Source organism: Mycoplasma sp. ATU-Cv-703, from assembly GCA_004011965.1.
Taxonomy (GTDB): Bacteria; Bacillota_I; Bacilli_A; order Mycoplasmatales; family Metamycoplasmataceae; genus RYZV01.
Map to the genome: position 1 here is coordinate 146,644 of RYZV01000001.1, position 14,439 is coordinate 161,082.

Annotated in this window: 14 protein-coding genes; 8 read left to right on the top strand and 6 right to left on the bottom strand. The window is 44.2% G+C overall.

Annotated elements, in window-relative coordinates; genetic code table 4:
• Positions 1-4: 4 nt before the first annotated feature.
• Positions 5-2,701 (top strand): DNA gyrase subunit A, encoded by a 2,697-nt coding sequence (gyrA, locus tag CSE00_RS00510; RefSeq protein WP_127942644.1) that lies wholly within the window; start codon positions 5-7, stop codon positions 2,699-2,701.
• Here the strand turns inward: gyrA and CSE00_RS00515 are convergent.
• Complete coding sequence (locus tag CSE00_RS00515; protein ID WP_127942645.1) at positions 2,698-3,270, bottom strand: DUF402 domain-containing protein; 573 nt, start codon at positions 3,268-3,270, stop codon at positions 2,698-2,700. The genes gyrA and CSE00_RS00515 overlap by 4 nt on opposite strands.
• Positions 3,271-3,279: 9 nt before the next feature.
• Positions 3,280-4,995 carry a hypothetical protein gene (locus CSE00_RS00520; RefSeq protein ID WP_148669035.1) on the bottom strand — a complete coding sequence of 572 codons (1,716 nt, stop codon included), beginning with the start codon at positions 4,993-4,995 and terminating at the stop codon, positions 3,280-3,282.
• A 131-nt stretch (positions 4,996-5,126) separates the two neighbouring features.
• Between CSE00_RS00520 and trmB the strand changes: the two genes are divergently transcribed.
• Genes trmB through tilS form a run of 5 tightly spaced genes read left to right on the top strand, consistent with a single transcriptional unit; the run spans position 5,127 to position 8,706 of the window.
• Complete coding sequence (gene trmB / locus CSE00_RS00525; protein ID WP_127942647.1) at positions 5,127-5,729, top strand: tRNA (guanosine(46)-N7)-methyltransferase TrmB; 603 nt, start codon at positions 5,127-5,129, stop codon at positions 5,727-5,729.
• 18 nt (positions 5,730-5,747) lie between these two features.
• Positions 5,748-6,290, top strand: a complete 543-nt coding sequence (locus CSE00_RS00530; protein WP_127942648.1) for a hypothetical protein — start codon at positions 5,748-5,750, stop codon at positions 6,288-6,290.
• Positions 6,278-7,237, top strand: a complete 960-nt coding sequence (tsaD, locus tag CSE00_RS00535) for a tRNA (adenosine(37)-N6)-threonylcarbamoyltransferase complex transferase subunit TsaD (RefSeq protein ID WP_127942649.1) — start codon at positions 6,278-6,280, stop codon at positions 7,235-7,237. Before CSE00_RS00530 ends, tsaD begins: the two co-directional genes overlap by 13 nt.
• A gap of 16 nt (positions 7,238-7,253) precedes the next feature.
• A complete protein-coding gene (gene pth / locus CSE00_RS00540; RefSeq protein ID WP_127942650.1) occupies positions 7,254-7,793 on the top strand; it encodes an aminoacyl-tRNA hydrolase in 540 nt (179 codons plus the stop codon).
• 19 nt (positions 7,794-7,812) lie between these two features.
• Positions 7,813-8,706, top strand: coding sequence for a tRNA lysidine(34) synthetase TilS (gene tilS, locus CSE00_RS00545; protein ID WP_127942651.1), 894 nt, complete (start codon positions 7,813-7,815; stop codon positions 8,704-8,706).
• Here tilS and CSE00_RS00550 read toward each other — a convergent pair.
• Positions 8,659-11,565 (bottom strand): lysylphosphatidylglycerol synthase domain-containing protein, encoded by a 2,907-nt coding sequence (locus tag CSE00_RS00550; protein ID WP_127942652.1) that lies wholly within the window; start codon positions 11,563-11,565, stop codon positions 8,659-8,661. The two genes, tilS and CSE00_RS00550, sit on opposite strands and share 48 nt — an antisense overlap.
• Before the next feature lie 172 nt (positions 11,566-11,737).
• Here CSE00_RS00550 and CSE00_RS00555 point away from each other — a divergent pair, with 172 nt between their 5' ends.
• Positions 11,738-12,226, top strand: coding sequence for a hypothetical protein (locus CSE00_RS00555; RefSeq protein ID WP_127942653.1), 489 nt, complete (start codon positions 11,738-11,740; stop codon positions 12,224-12,226).
• Between the two features lie 66 nt (positions 12,227-12,292).
• On the opposite strand, the gene CSE00_RS00560 is transcribed toward CSE00_RS00555, so the two are convergent.
• Positions 12,293-12,727 carry a hypothetical protein gene (locus CSE00_RS00560; RefSeq protein ID WP_127942654.1) on the bottom strand — a complete coding sequence of 145 codons (435 nt, stop codon included), beginning with the start codon at positions 12,725-12,727 and terminating at the stop codon, positions 12,293-12,295.
• Between the two features lie 468 nt (positions 12,728-13,195).
• On the opposite strand from CSE00_RS00560, the gene CSE00_RS00565 reads away from it, so the two are divergent.
• Entirely contained in the window at positions 13,196-13,501 is a 306-nt protein-coding gene (locus tag CSE00_RS00565; RefSeq protein WP_127942655.1) for a hypothetical protein, read from the top strand.
• Here the strand turns inward: CSE00_RS00565 and radC are convergent.
• Together radC and CSE00_RS00575 are read right to left on the bottom strand one after the other, a co-directional pair.
• The gene (radC, locus tag CSE00_RS00570) at positions 13,498-14,151 is read right to left on the bottom strand and encodes a DNA repair protein RadC (RefSeq protein WP_127942656.1); all 654 of its coding nucleotides are present in this window, start codon (positions 14,149-14,151) and stop codon (positions 13,498-13,500) included. The two genes, CSE00_RS00565 and radC, sit on opposite strands and share 4 nt — an antisense overlap.
• Positions 14,141-14,386, bottom strand: a complete 246-nt coding sequence (locus CSE00_RS00575; RefSeq protein WP_161565517.1) for a hypothetical protein — start codon at positions 14,384-14,386, stop codon at positions 14,141-14,143. Before CSE00_RS00575 ends, radC begins: the two co-directional genes overlap by 11 nt.
• Positions 14,387-14,439 lie beyond the last annotated feature (53 nt).

Here is a 14,439-nt window from a genome sequence, read left to right on the forward strand (position 1 = left end):
AACTATGTTTAATAATTTTGACGACGACGATAAAAAATACCAGGGCGAAGACGAAAAAATCGCCACAATTTTTGGCGAAGAACCAAAAGCTGACCTTGATAGTTCCGATCCAACTGAGCAAAACGAATTAGCCTCGCCCAAAAGCGAACCCGAAATTAGTTCGCAAATCATTAGCGACGACATTGACGGTCTTTCGCCGGTCGGAATTTCCAAGGAAATGCGCCAATCTTTCCTAGAATACGCTATGTCAGTCATCGTAGCGCGGGCTTTGCCCGACGCGCGCGATGGTCTTAAACCAGTTCACCGCCGGATTCTTTACGGTCTTCACGAACTGGGTCTTTTGCCAAATGTGGCTTACAAAAAATCGGCTCGGATCGTCGGAGACGTGCTCGGGAAATACCACCCGCACGGCGATAGTCCAGTTTACGAGGCGATGGTTCGAATGGCCCAAGACTTTTCGATGCGTTACCAACTAGTCGACGGACACGGAAACTTTGGTTCAATCGACGGAGACCCGGCCGCAGCGATGCGTTACACCGAGGCTCGCATGTCTAAACACGCGGCTTTGATGCTGGACGGAATTAGAAAAGAGACGGTCAACTTCGTGGACAACTACGACTCGTCGGAAAAAGAACCCGCGGTTTTACCAGCTCGTTTCCCCAACCTACTTGCTAACGGCGCGACTGGAATTGCCGTCGGAATGGCAACTAACATTCCGCCGCACAACTTAAGTGAAACGATTGAAGCGCTAATTATGCTCGCCCAAAACCCGGCCGTAACTACCGAACAACTAATGCAAGTCTTACCTGCTCCTGACTTTCCCACGGGCGGATTAATTACCGGTGTCAGCGGACTCCGCCACGCTTACCAAAGCGGTCGCGGATCGGTTTGCATTCGTTCAAAAACCGAAATTGAAACGCTTAAAAACGGTAAGCACCGAATTATCGTCACCGAAATTCCTTACCTAGTTAACAAAGCTCACTTAGTGGAAAAAATCGCTGAGTTGGTTAAAAATAAAGCGCTGGATGGTATCACTGATTTACGCGACGAAACTTCCCGGCACGGGATGAGAATTGTGATCGAACTAAGACGTGATGTTGTGCCCGAAGTAGTTCGCAACCACCTTTTTAAAATGACCAACTTACAAACTAACTTCAGCATTAACATGCTTGCTTTAGTCGGCGGTCAACCCAAAACTTTGGGACTCAAAGAAATGCTCAGCGTTTACTTAGCACACCAAGTGGAAGTGTTAACTCGTCGCACAACTTACGATTTAAACAAAGCCCAGACGCGTGCCCACGTTTTGCAAGGCCTTAAAGTGGCAGTGGAAAACATTGACGCCGTGATCCAAATTATTAAGAAAGCCCAACACGACCAAGCGGCTCAAAACGCTTTACAAACTCGTTTTAATTTGTCGCCCGAACAAACTAAAGCGATTATTGACATGCGACTTGGTCGGCTAACTAGTTTGGCGACGGAGAAAATGCGCGAGGAACTGGCTGACTTAGAAAAACAAATCACCGAACTGAAAGCCATTTTAGCCGATAAGAACTTGCTAATTCAAACTATCATTAGCGAACTACGCGAAATTCAAACTAAGTACAGCGATGTGCGTCGGAGCGAAATCGTGGAAGGTTTAATCGCGATTGACGACGAAGATTTAATTCCCCAAAAAGATATCGCCATCACGATGAGCGCCAAAGGTTATGTGAAAAGAGTGCCACTTGAGCAGTTTCAAATTCAGCGCCGAGGCGGTGTTGGAGCTCGTTCAATGAGCACTTACGAAGACGACCAAGTTGATGCAATTTTAACTACCTCAACTCACACCGACTTACTAATTTTTACTTCGGTCGGCAAAGTTTACCGCATCCGCGCTCACCAAATACCAGAGACTTCTAAGCAAGCCAAGGGAACGCCGTTTGTCAATGTAATTCCTGACCTAGATAAAAACGAAAAAGTAGTTTCGCTGCTCAGTCTGAGCGAGTATAAACCTGAGCATTACCTTTTAACTGCCACCGAGCAAGGAGTAGTTAAAAGAACTTTGCTAAGCGAATACGCGCGAATTAACCGCAACGGTAAAAGGGCGCTCGGACTACGCGAAGATGACGTATTGGTCAGAGCTTTAATTGTCAAAGAAGGCGACCAAATCGTTTTAGGCTCTTCGGGCGGTCGGGTAGCTCGGTTTGGAGTCGAACAAATTCGTCCAATGGGTCGAAGTGCGGCCGGAGTGCGAGGAATTAAACTCAACTTATCAGCCGGTGAAAAGTTAGTGGGACTTTCTTATTCGCGCCACGCGGAAGACAAACTGCTCGCGATCGGGGAACAAGGTTTTGGTAAACTGACTCCGATTGACCAGTACCGTCAAACTAACCGCGGTGCCAAAGGGGTAATTAGTCTGAACACGAAAAAAGCCGGCCAACTGCGGTTTGTTCGGATCGTCAAAGGTTACGAAGACCTTTTGGTTACGACTAAAAAAGGGATTACCATTCGCACAGCGCTTGACCAAGTGAGTGTCAGCGGACGCGCGACTAAGGGCGTCAAAATTATTACGCTCGGAGCGGATAACGCCATCCAATCTTTGTCAATCATTGACAGCGCCAAAATTGAGCAAAAAGTTGAGGAAGCAATTCGTAAAACGCAAGAAATCGAACTTGCTCAAGTTGAGGCACTAACTTCAGAGTTGGCCAAAATCAAATCTTAACGCCAATACTTTTGGGGTAAGTAACGCTGGGAAACTAGGTAGTTAACAAAGTCATCAAAAATTTGCCGGTCAAAAATGTCTTCGCGGTAGTGAATTAAGTCTAAAACGTGTTTGACAGTGGAGTGGACTTTTTTAACTAGTCGGCGCGGGTAACCGTACTTGCTCACGTGGCGGTTAAATTCGGGATAATCAACAACGCGCGTTTTCTCGCCGGGGTAAAGTTTAATGTCCAAATCGTAATCGATAAACTTAATTGTGTTGTCTTCAAAAAAAGGCGGTGAAGACAAATTAACGTAGTAGTAAATGCCGGTGTGACGAATTAAACACATTGTGTTAAAAAAGCCGTCCAAGGGAAAAAATCAAACGAGCGGTTCGCGCATCACCCAGCGTGAACCTTTTCTTTCCTGGACCTTAGTTTTGTACATTAATAGAGCGATTGAGTACTGTGAAACTTCAACAACTTTCACGCCGTTCCACTGGCGGTAAAGCGTACCGTCGTGTTTGTAGGCTTGAACGTTAATAATCGAGTTCATGACCGGCAAAGAAACATCCACTAATTGTCCTTTCAACTAAACGACTTAACCATTGTTAAGCAAACTGATTTGCACGCTTTTTTGGTCAGCGCTTAAAACGGCTTGGTAAGTACGTCCGACTTTTTTAGCCCGCTGAGGATTAGAAAACTTTTTGGTTCAAACAGGTCCAGTTTGCGAACGCCGTAACGATTCTAAAGCTTTCAGGTCCTGACCAAACTCATCCTTGGCAAAGTAAAGAGTTTTGCCAACTAACTCAGGTCCGTGGAGTCAACCGTCTCGTTCCCCGTTAGTCACGTAAAACGTGTGGCTATCAACCGAGGAGTAAATCGAGCGCACATCAGAAGCTAGGTGAGTCAGCGCATGGTAATCGTAAGGACGTGGATGTTTAATAATCGGGATCGCCCGAAAACTGCCGTCTTCCTTGAAATACCCGACGTAGTTGTAATCGGTTTGGGTCGGATCTAACCAACCTGCGAATTTAATCCGGTCTACTTCTTCGTCCGATTTCATCGGTACTCTGACAATGCCGCCTTTAACGTTGCTCAAATTACGGGCGGTGTTTTCATGTCAAATCAAAGCTAAGTCGGCCGAGTTAAAGTGCCCATTGTGCTCGCGCCACAAATTAATTAAACCGCTTGATGTACTTTGGTCAGCAAAAGGACGGTCGTTTAAGTAAACATCGTTTTGCTGAAAACCTTCGCTGTACATTAGCGTGTCGCGAAGGTAAAGCGTTAAGTTTTGGTGCCTGTCATCGTAAGGCGATTGCCAAGTTCCTGAACGCAGCACTAAATCGCGTTCGCGGAATGGCATGGTAAGTTGCATGTACTTACGGGCAAAAAGTTCGTGCATTGAGAAGAGGTACGAAATTCGTTCGCTCGCGTTTTCAGGGTTGATGGGCGCCCATTCCCAATCTGGGTAAGCTGGTGAAAACGCGTAACCTTCGTTTCTTTCAAAACCTTCCCAAATTTTGCTAAAGTCGCGCTCAGAACTGTTAGCAATTTCAAAAAGCGTTTTGGAATCGTAAACGGTTCCGATTGATTTGACTCGAACCGTTTTGGCGCGGTTGTTCTGTTTTAGTTTAATCGTGTCAAGAAGCGGTTGGTTGGAAATGAAATTGTCGTAAATGTAAGGCTCGCCGTAAAGCGGTGTAGGCACATCGTAGCGAAGCAGTTCTTTGAACTTACCTAGGAAGTACTGGTTTCAAGGTTGAACAACGTTGGGTTGGGAATAAATCTCTTTGCTGACCCAGGTTAAATCATCAATTTCTAAGTTCATTAGTCAGGCGTTAGCTTCGTGGTGACGGTACTCGTGGTAAAGCGTTTGAAATAGCAGTTCCACCTTAGTCTCTAAGAAAGAGTGGTCGGGCGCTTGACCGCGGTTAGAAAAAATGTTGACTAGCGGACTGGTGTTAATGATGATTTGCGAAGTACCCGGGTAGTAAGTGCCGTTAACCGAATCGGAAATTAGCGCATCAGAACCTTCCTCGGTCAAAATGATTTCTTTGAGCGAGTAAATTTCCGGTCCCACACCTAAGTCGCGGTCAATTCTTTGTTTGAGAAGTTCTAAACCGCGGTCGCCCAAAAACCAAAGCGGCTCTGTTTCGGTGCCAAAATGTTTCAAATTCCGCTCGCGAATCGGTACGCCACAGTAAGAAATTTCCATTCACTGAGCCGGTGTGACTGAGCGTTTTAACTCGCCAAAACCGCGGGTAAAAGCGTAAATGCTCAGACCCAGCGAACCAATCGCAGTTAAAAAGAGCACTCCAACGCCTCAACCAACTAAGTTGCGAGTGCTTCGAATGGAGGATCAATAACCTCTGGGACGGGGAATTTTTCAGTTCACGATCGTTAACTTTCTGCCAGAATTATAGACTTTTTCCCTATCATTCTAGCGTGCACCTCCGTAAGAAGCAATCTCTCATCGACCGTTTTATTCGCTCGCCTTACCTAATTAAAACTTGTCCTTACCAACTTGAAAAAGACACGATCTTGGAAATCGGAACGGGCAAGGGAGCGATGTTAGTCGCCTGAGCAAATCACAAACATAAGCAGCCTTTTGTGGGGTTAGAAAAAAATCTCGCGGCGGTTAGTTTTATTCTCAATAAAATTCACCATTTTGTTCCAAACTTAAAAATCATGGTGGGTGACGCGGAGCATTTACCCCGTCTTTTCCAAGGTAAGTTAGCTCAAATATGGTTAACATTTCCCGATCCTTGACCTAAAAAGCGGCACGCCAAAAGACGTTTAACTGATCAAAAATTTTTAAAGATTTACCAAGCGATGCTTAGACCGGGCGGCATCTTACAACTTAAAACTGACAACCGTGTCTTTTTTGACCAGTCGCTGGCGTTGATCCAAGATTTTGGTCTCAAACTTGAGCAAGTTAGTTACGATTGGCACGCCGAGTTGGGCGAGCAAAAAAACTTTCCGAGCGAATACGAAGTTAAGTGGTCTAAACTTGGCAGCAAGATTAACTTTTTAAGAGCACGTTTTTAGAGTTAAAATACTTCTGCTATGTACAAAGTTATCTTTGAAACAACTTTGCCCGACCTTTTTGTGGCGCTGGTCAAAGACGATCACATCGTCTGGACGCGTCACCTTTTAGACTGCCGGGAAAAAAGTGAAAATTTGCCCCAAGTCTTTCAAGATTTGATGAGTGAAAACTCGCTCCGGGCTGACCAAATCAGTCGCTACTACGTTACGCTGGGACCGGGTTCTTTCATGGGTAGTCGCGCTAGCCTGGTTTTAGCACGCAGCATCGCTTTGACCACTCAGGCCGAGCTTTGAGTCGCTAACACTTTCTCTTTTATCACTAACCAAGTTGACGGCACCTACTACTTAAAAGCTTCCAAAACCCAAAGTTACCTTGGTCAAATTGAAAACGGTCGACTAAATTGTCAACTAGTCCGACTTTGCCCGAGCGAGCCTTTTGACTACTACCGGGCTTTTTTTAAACACCCAACCAAAGTACTTGACCACTTTAAAAAAGCCGATAACCTAGCCAAACTAGAGCCGATTTACCTGAAAGAACCGGAGGCTGCCGTATGAAAATTCTAGCTTTTGAAACATCGCACGACGACACATCGATCGCTTACTACCAAGACGGTCAAATTTTGGCTTTGGAGCAAAAAAGTCAGGCCGAATTTCACCGCCACTTTGGCGGGACAGTGCCCGAGTTCGCCGCGCGTTTACACAGTCAAAACTTAGCCGAACTGCTACCCCGTTTAATTAACCGGTTTGACCTTTCAAAAGTTGATGCGATCGCTTACACCGAAAAACCCGGTTTAATCGGTTCGCTCCACATCGGACGACTAACGGCCCAAGCACTCAGCTTTGTTTACCAAAAACCCATTTTTGGCATTAACCATTTGCACGGCCACATTTTGAGCGTTGAGTTTAGCGGCAAAATTACTTTCCCGGCTTTAGCGCTAGTTGTTTCGGGTGGTCACACCCAAATTTGAAGAGTTGATAATTACTTAACTTTCCAACTTTTGGCCGAGACGCGCGATGACGCGCTGGGTGAAGCGTTTGACAAAGTGGCAAGAGCGCTTGAAATTGGTTTTCCCGGCGGTCCGGCGATTGACAAAATTAGCCGTGATTACGCTAACGAAAATTTAATTGATTTTAGTTTGGATCTCTTGGAAGAGGGTGATTTTTCTTTCTCTGGCATCAAAACGAAAGTCTTGCAGTATCTCAGGGAAAACCGACCAATTTCAACTGAAAAAAAACTGCTTGTGGCCAAAAGTTTCCAATATCACGTTTGCAACTACGTGATTGAAACTTTTAAGAGACACCTCCACTCTCAAGAGTACGGCAGCATCATCCTCAGCGGAGGGGTGGCCGCTAACTCTAGACTCCGCCACGAATTTAGTCAACTTCACGAGCGAGTTTTAATCCCGAAACTTGAACTTTGCACCGACAACGCAGCGATGATTGCCCTAGCTTGCGATCGGCAAAAGAGCCACATTTTGAGCCACCAGCAACTTGAACCGCTGCCTCAATAGTGGTTATAATTCATAAATGATTTTGATTGTCGGTCTTGGTAACCCGGGTGCAAAGTACGCGAATACCCGCCACAACATTGGTTTTAAAGCGATTGACGCCATAAGTAAACTCTGGAACATAGAGCTCAACCAGAGCAAGTTCCAAGGCAGTTTTGGTAAGTCGGGGCAAGTAATTTTGGCGCGACCAAGCACGTACATGAATTTGTCGGGTCACTTTGTCAGCCAACTCGCGAGCTACTTTCAAATTGAAACGACCCAAATTTTAATTATTTACGACGAAGCGGCTTTACCCACGGGCGTAATGAAACTGCGGCAAGGCGGCTCAAGCGGCGGGCATAACGGAGTTAAAAGCGTCATCGAGCAACTTGGTCAAGATAATTTCATGCGACTTAGAATCGGGATCGGACCGGTGCAAGGCAACTTAGAAACTTACGTCCTAAGTTCTTTTAGCACTAGTCAAATCGCAGTTTTAAACAGTCAAAAAAAACGTTTGCTCCAAATGGTGGAGTCGCTAGTTGAAGAGGGGTTAGAAAGCGCCATGAACCGCTTTAACTAACCAGGCTATAATTCAAGGCATGAAAGTTTTGGCAATTAGTGGCGGACCCGACTCAATTTTCTTGCTCCATAAGTACCGACGCCAAAAAGTGGTCGTGGCTCACGTCAACTACCAACTGAGAAAAACTAGCGATGCCGACCAGTCTTTGGTCGAATCTTACTGCCGGCGCTACCAAATTGAGTGCCATGTTTTGCGAGCAAAAAAAATTAATGGCACGGGCAATCTTCAAGCCAAAGCTCGGCAAATTCGTTACGACTTTTTTCAAAAAATTTACCAGCGTTACCAAGCAAAAATGCTTTTAACGGCTCACCACAAAGATGACTTTTTAGAAACGGCTCTTTGACACCAGAAAACTAAGCGCCAGCCCGATTACTTCGGAATGCGAAAAGACCACCAAATCCAAGGCATGCGTGTCAAAAGACCTTTTCTACACCGCTACTGAAAAGACCAAATTCGAGTTTACCTAACTAAACGCGGTCTTGAATTTGCAAGCGATTTAACTAACGATGATCCCCGTTTTGCTCGCAACCGAATTCGAGTTAAACTAGCCGAATTACCAACCAAACAAAAGCAAGCTTACTACCGCTGGTTTTGTTTGAGTAACCAGATCCTAGTTAAGAAAAACCGTAAAGTGGCACGACTATTCAAACACTGGCAAAAAACTGGTTTCCGGATCGCATTTTTAGAGCGGCAAACTTTTCAAGCCGCGCTGGTTTGGAAACTAATTTACCAAAATGCTTCGCCGATTAAAGTTAGTTCCCAAAAGTTAGATAACATTACCCAGTTTTGCCTCAGCAAAACCCACGCTCAAAAATTTGTCTTAGATAACCATTGACACCTAGTCAAAAAGAGTGGGCGACTTAGTTTAGTTCGGGTAGAAAAAGATCAGCAAAATTCAAATCGTCAAAATTAAAATCCACGGCAACGCAGTGTAGTAATAAACGCGCGTGGAACGTCCGCGTTTTTTGCCAGCCAAACGCAAGTTTTTATTAATCAGTGAGTAACGTCTAACGCGACGCTCACCAACACTAATGTTAAAGACCAAGAGCGCCGACATAATTAGGGAAGGTCAAACTCAAAGAAGTTTCCAGTTTAGATCGATTCCCGAAGCGAGCGATTCGGGTGTTAAGTTGTTTTCGTGTAAAAATTCCGAATCTTGGTAAAGGTATTTGTTAACGGTAATGTTTAACCATTCACCAGTTCCGCTTCCGCCCGGAGTAATCGAGAGCGAGTTGGCCGTTTTAATAATGTCAAAAGTAACGATTTGGGATCAGTAAGTCCCGCGCGATAAGTCCGTGCGAACAAATCCGCCCAGAGAAAGCACTAAAGCGTGGGGTTGGAAAAAAACCGGTAAAAACGTGTAAAAAATGATTTCAAAAACGATTCACCATTTAGCTCACAGCGACCGCATGCCTTGGCGCATTTCGGCAAATTCAAATTGAACCCGGGCGGCTCAAATACCGGGGTCGTAAATTTTTACAAAGGGCAGCCACTCTAAAAATGAAATCGTTTTCTCAACTATTCAGTGTTGAAAACGCACGTGGAGACTGAGTAAGAAAATCATAATCGTAGCGAATAAGTTTCACGAAAGACCGACCAAAAACCAAATTAAAGTCGCTCGAGAACCAGTTTGATTAGTCGAAAGAAAGTCGCGGTAAATTGGGTAACCGATCGGCAGCAGAACCGCTGTTTGCAAAACAATCCCCGCTTGGTAAATGACAAGCGAAGAAATAATGGAAGATAAAAGCGGACCACGCCGCACTCCTTTGCGGCGTAAGTACCAGTAGCCGATCGCATCACCGCCGATCGAAAATGGCGTTACAAAAGTAATCATTAGACCCATGAAAGAAGCGATGATTAAGTGGTGAAACTTGACTTTTTCGTTTTGAAGAGTCAGCATCCTTTTCCGAACCCAAGCTTCTAACACGAGGGTGAAAGTCATTCAAACGACCAAACTAAACCAAACAATTCGCATTTGTGAACTAAAAACTAAGTGAGCCACGTCAAAAACGGTTCGGTTCCGAGCGCCCTTATAAACGTAAAGAAAGACAACCACTAAAAGCGCGGCGATAATGGCAGTAAAAAGTCCGTAGCGAATTATCGAACTAATTTTAATTTTAGTTGGGATGGGCGACTCGATGTTATCTTCAATCAAGTTGCTAATCGTTTTTTCGGTTGTGACAATGTCAACTAATTCTTGCTCGGTTGTACCAATTGTTTGAATGTAAATCTTAACTTTCGGCTCGGTGCCCGAAGGTCGGATGGCAAACCAAGTCCCGTTAGACAAAGTAATTTTGAGCATGTTTTGGTTAGGTAGTGGATGCCGACCAACGTTATAATCAACGCTTTCAACCACTTTTTGACCGGCAATTTTGCGAACTTTTTTGAGTCTAGTAAACAGTTTGGCTTGGGCGCTTGGTGTCAGTACTTTTGACATGACAATCGAACGGTGAATGCCGTGCATTTTAAAAAGTTCAAGCAAGCGATCGTAAAGGTTAGTGCCTTGCGTTTTGTAATAATTAGCCATCTCGACCACTCCAACTAAAGCTTGGAGCGCGTCTTTGTCGCGACTAATGTTTGGATTGAGCAAAAAGCCATACGACTCTTCGTAAGCAAAAACAAACTGCTGGTTAGTCTTGTCTAGCGCCTCAATTTTTTCGGCGATGTTTTTAAAACCAACGTGAGTCTGGTAAACCTTTAGTCCCGCGCGGCGGGCAATTTGGGCCGATAACTCACCCGAAACAGTCGTCTTAATGATGTAACCGCGTTTGGGCAATTGACCGCTCTGCTTAAGTTGGTTAATTAAGTAATCTAAGTAAAGAGCGGCGACTTGGTTTCCGTTCAAATATTTAAAACGGTGTTTATATTTGACGACTACGCCTAATCGGTCAGCGTCAGGATCAGTCACAACTACTAAGTCGGCTTTCTGAGTGCGGGCCAGCGAAACCGAGCGCGCGAAAGCGTGACCGTCCTCGGGATTAGGCGACTTAAGAGTGCGAAAATCTGGGTCTGGCACCATTTGCTGACTAACGTTGAGATGTTCAATGTTCATCCGTTTGAGCAACTCATCGCCAATTTTTCCGCCCGTTCCGTGAAGCGGTGAAAAGATGACTTTTAAAACTTTCGAATCATCGGGTCTTTGCCGCAGTTGTAAAAGTGCTTGGATGTAACTTTCCACGATGTCTTGACTAACGTAGGCATAGCCACCAACTTTTCGCTTCACTTGAAGCGGATCAACTTGAACCATGTTGGCTTGAACTTTTTTAGCAGCCTCGCCCGTAAGTTGACCACCCAGATGGTCGTAAACTTTAAACCCGTTGTACTGCTTAGGATTGTGACTGGCCGTAATCACAATCCCGCCAGCCAAAGATAATTTACGGACCGTGTAAGAAACTAATGGCGAAGGTTGGAGTTCGTTTGCTTCAAACAAAAATGCTTTAATTTGGTGAGCCCTTAAAACGTCGTAAGTCACTTTAGCAAAAAAGTCCGAATTAGCGCGGTTATCGTGTCCGATGATCACGCCTTGTTTGAGCACTTTAGCTGGCAAAGTGCGTAAGTACTGGGCGTAAGCTTGACTGGCCGCTGCGATAGTTAATTCGTTAATTCGGTCGGGCCCAAAACCCATTAGTCCGCGCATGCCAGCGGTGCCAAAAACGAGTGGTTCTTGAAAACGAACGCTCAAATCTTTCCGAATTAAATGGTTTAAATCACGTTTGTACAAGGGGTCTTGGACCAAGGCATTTTGCCAACGTTCTACGAGCGGGTTAGCCATAAGCGAATTATACTTTATAAATCTGGGCGCGCTAGGTGCGACAAATTTGAAGATTGACTGTTAGTTTAATCTTTTGGAAAAACACCCCAAACTTGCTAAACCAAGTTGGTCTATAATGTCAAAGTCTAACTTTGCTTAAAATCATTTGAAAAATTGAAACGGAGAAATCTAAATGAAACCGACTTACGAGACTGACGCGCAGCATGCAGAAATTAGTCAACCCCAGCCAAACGCTGTTCAAGCACCCAATTTTTTGCCCGGCAAAATACTTATTTGGGTAGCGGTTGTGGTGTCGCTTTTCACAACTCTACTGGCCCTCATTTCACCAACCAGTTTTGTTTCTGAATATAACATGGGGCAAGCAAACCGCGATAGTTTTGTGATCGCAACGAGCATTTACTCAGCCCTTGGCAACCTTCTTTACGCCTTACCTCTCTTTCTTGTCAAAAGAACTAATGTTATGAGAGTTTGGGCAATCGTGTGACTAATTTTGGCAGTTCTTGGTTTAGTTTTTTTGCCTCTTAACTTAAGGATGTTCGGTCCTCTCTCAACCGTACTTGGTCTAGCTAATGCGGTCTTAATTTTGGTTGGTTCAATTTTGATTATTGTCAAAGCCAATCAAGCGCAAAAAATCGATCCAAGGAATTTTTCGCAATTTTAACCTTATAGCCGCCTAAAAAAAAGCGCTTCGCCCTAAATGTGAAGCGCTGATGTAGTTGGTTAAACTTTATAAAACTCAATAGTTAGTTTTAATGCTAAATACAAATTCAAAACTAATTCCGCGTCCTTGGTCTAAATCTTTTCAAAGGGGAGCGTTTATAACTAAGTAACCAGCCATCGGGAAGGAAATTCACATTCTAGCTGCTAAAGTTAACATCAAAGCAGTTTCGGTTCCTTTTTGGGCGTGTTCATACATCCTTTTAATTCCCGCGCTAGTTATAGTGAACTTTGCGTAGATGCCCAAAAGATCAAACCACGTTGGTTGGATGTTATCCTCTCAAAAACGTAACTCATCCGTTAAAATCCACGCATTTTGTGGTTCGCTTTTTAAAACATTTTCTCCACCACAATTTCATTTTGTCTGTTGGGCCTCTTGGGTTGCGGTGCTCGCAAGCGTCGTCGGTGACGCAGCCGCGATCGCGCTGTTTAGTAGTAACGACATTTTTAGAAGCATGTTTTCTCCTTAATTCAAGGATCGTTTAATCCAATTTTGTTCGCCAAAAGTGTTTGTCAGAAAACAACTCTACACAAACTCTCGGTTTAACAAACTGGCCAATCCACTCAACTTTTCAATTTTCGTAAATATCTCTATTTACACTCTCATTATACAAGGAGGTTGTCAGTGTCTCAAGTAAGGTGGAGCAATTTAAATTACCCCGTTAAAAAATCGGTTTAATTAAGTGTCCGGAGCCACTTTTTTTTGACTAGCCAGGTAAAAGTTCACTCTTAAAACGATTATAATTTTAGCGTTAGATTTGCCAAAAATCTATCAAAAAGATGAAACGGAGAGATAAGAAGAATGAGAGAAACTTATGAGACTAACACAGGTCAGCCCAACTTTTTTATAGGAAGACTTTTGGTCTGGATTGGTGTTTTAATAACGATAGCAGCCATCATAACTGGTATTGTGATGGCGTTTAACAACAGTGAAGTAGGTCAAAACGCGATGGGCTTTTTCTGGGGTGTTATTGCAGCTAACATTCTGTTTTTGCTACTTTACGTGTTACCGCTGATGATTGTTAAGAATCCTAACACGCTTAAAATTTGGGCGATCGTCTGGATTGTGCTTTCGGCCCTTAGTTTGATTTCAGCGATAGTTAACATCGTCAACACCTCAACTGGTCTAGTCAGCGGAATTCTCGGATCATTAAACGCAATCTTTATTTTAGTCGGATCTATCATGATCGTGGCTAACGCTCGTAACTACCGTTACTAGATTTTTTCATAAGATCCGTCGGCACAAACAACAATGTGACCGAGTAGTTGAATGCCAAATATTTTGGCGCACTGAACAATTTTAGAAGTAATCATTCGGTCGGCTGGAGAAGGATTAGTTTTTCCTGACGGATGGTTATGGAAGCAGTAAAAACGGCGCGCTTGAAAAGAGAGAACGGTGCCAATAATTTTGGCCGGTTCAATTGAGACAAAAGAGTTGGTTCCTTTGTAGATCGTCTCCCAGTAAAGAACGGCGTTTTTCTGGTCCAGCAAAACAACCAGGAACTGTTCCTGGTTTTTTGTTGCGATTTTTCAGCGGGCAAAGTTTGCTGCTTGATAATCGTTCTCGATTCGCTGTCCATCAGTCGTTTTACCAATCCGCCGACTTAGTTCAAAAAGCGCCTTGAGTTCAATCGCCTTAACTAATCCAATTCCGTGAATTTGGTGTCAATCGGTTATTCCTAAAGACGCCAAAGTGGTGTAGGTTCCAAATCTTTGCCAAATTTTCTTAGCTAGATCAATCACATCTTGTTGGTGGTGGCCTGAACGTAAAAAAATCGCCAATAGTTCTATGTCGCTTAAATTTTCAGCTCCTAAGCGCAAACACTTTTCGCGCGGACGAAGTTGGTGAGGTAAATGCTTAATAGGCATAGTAAACCACTCGGTAAGTCTGACTCGTGGGTTTAGACGTTTCGCGCTTATCCCACTTAATTTCTTGTTTTCCGTCTTTAAAACTGCCAACGCTTGAGTTTGAAGCGTGAATAGCGGCGATCACTTGGTGAATCGAACCAAAAATTAACGGCAAAGCGACGGCGACCCATCCTCAACCGCCTGAAACTTGGTCTAGTTCACAACTTGATAAAGGTTTAAAGTTAGCTAATTTCAATTTTCCTCCCAACCAAAGTTGGGTAAGTTGGCTAAAAGTTGGAACTTTTAAGA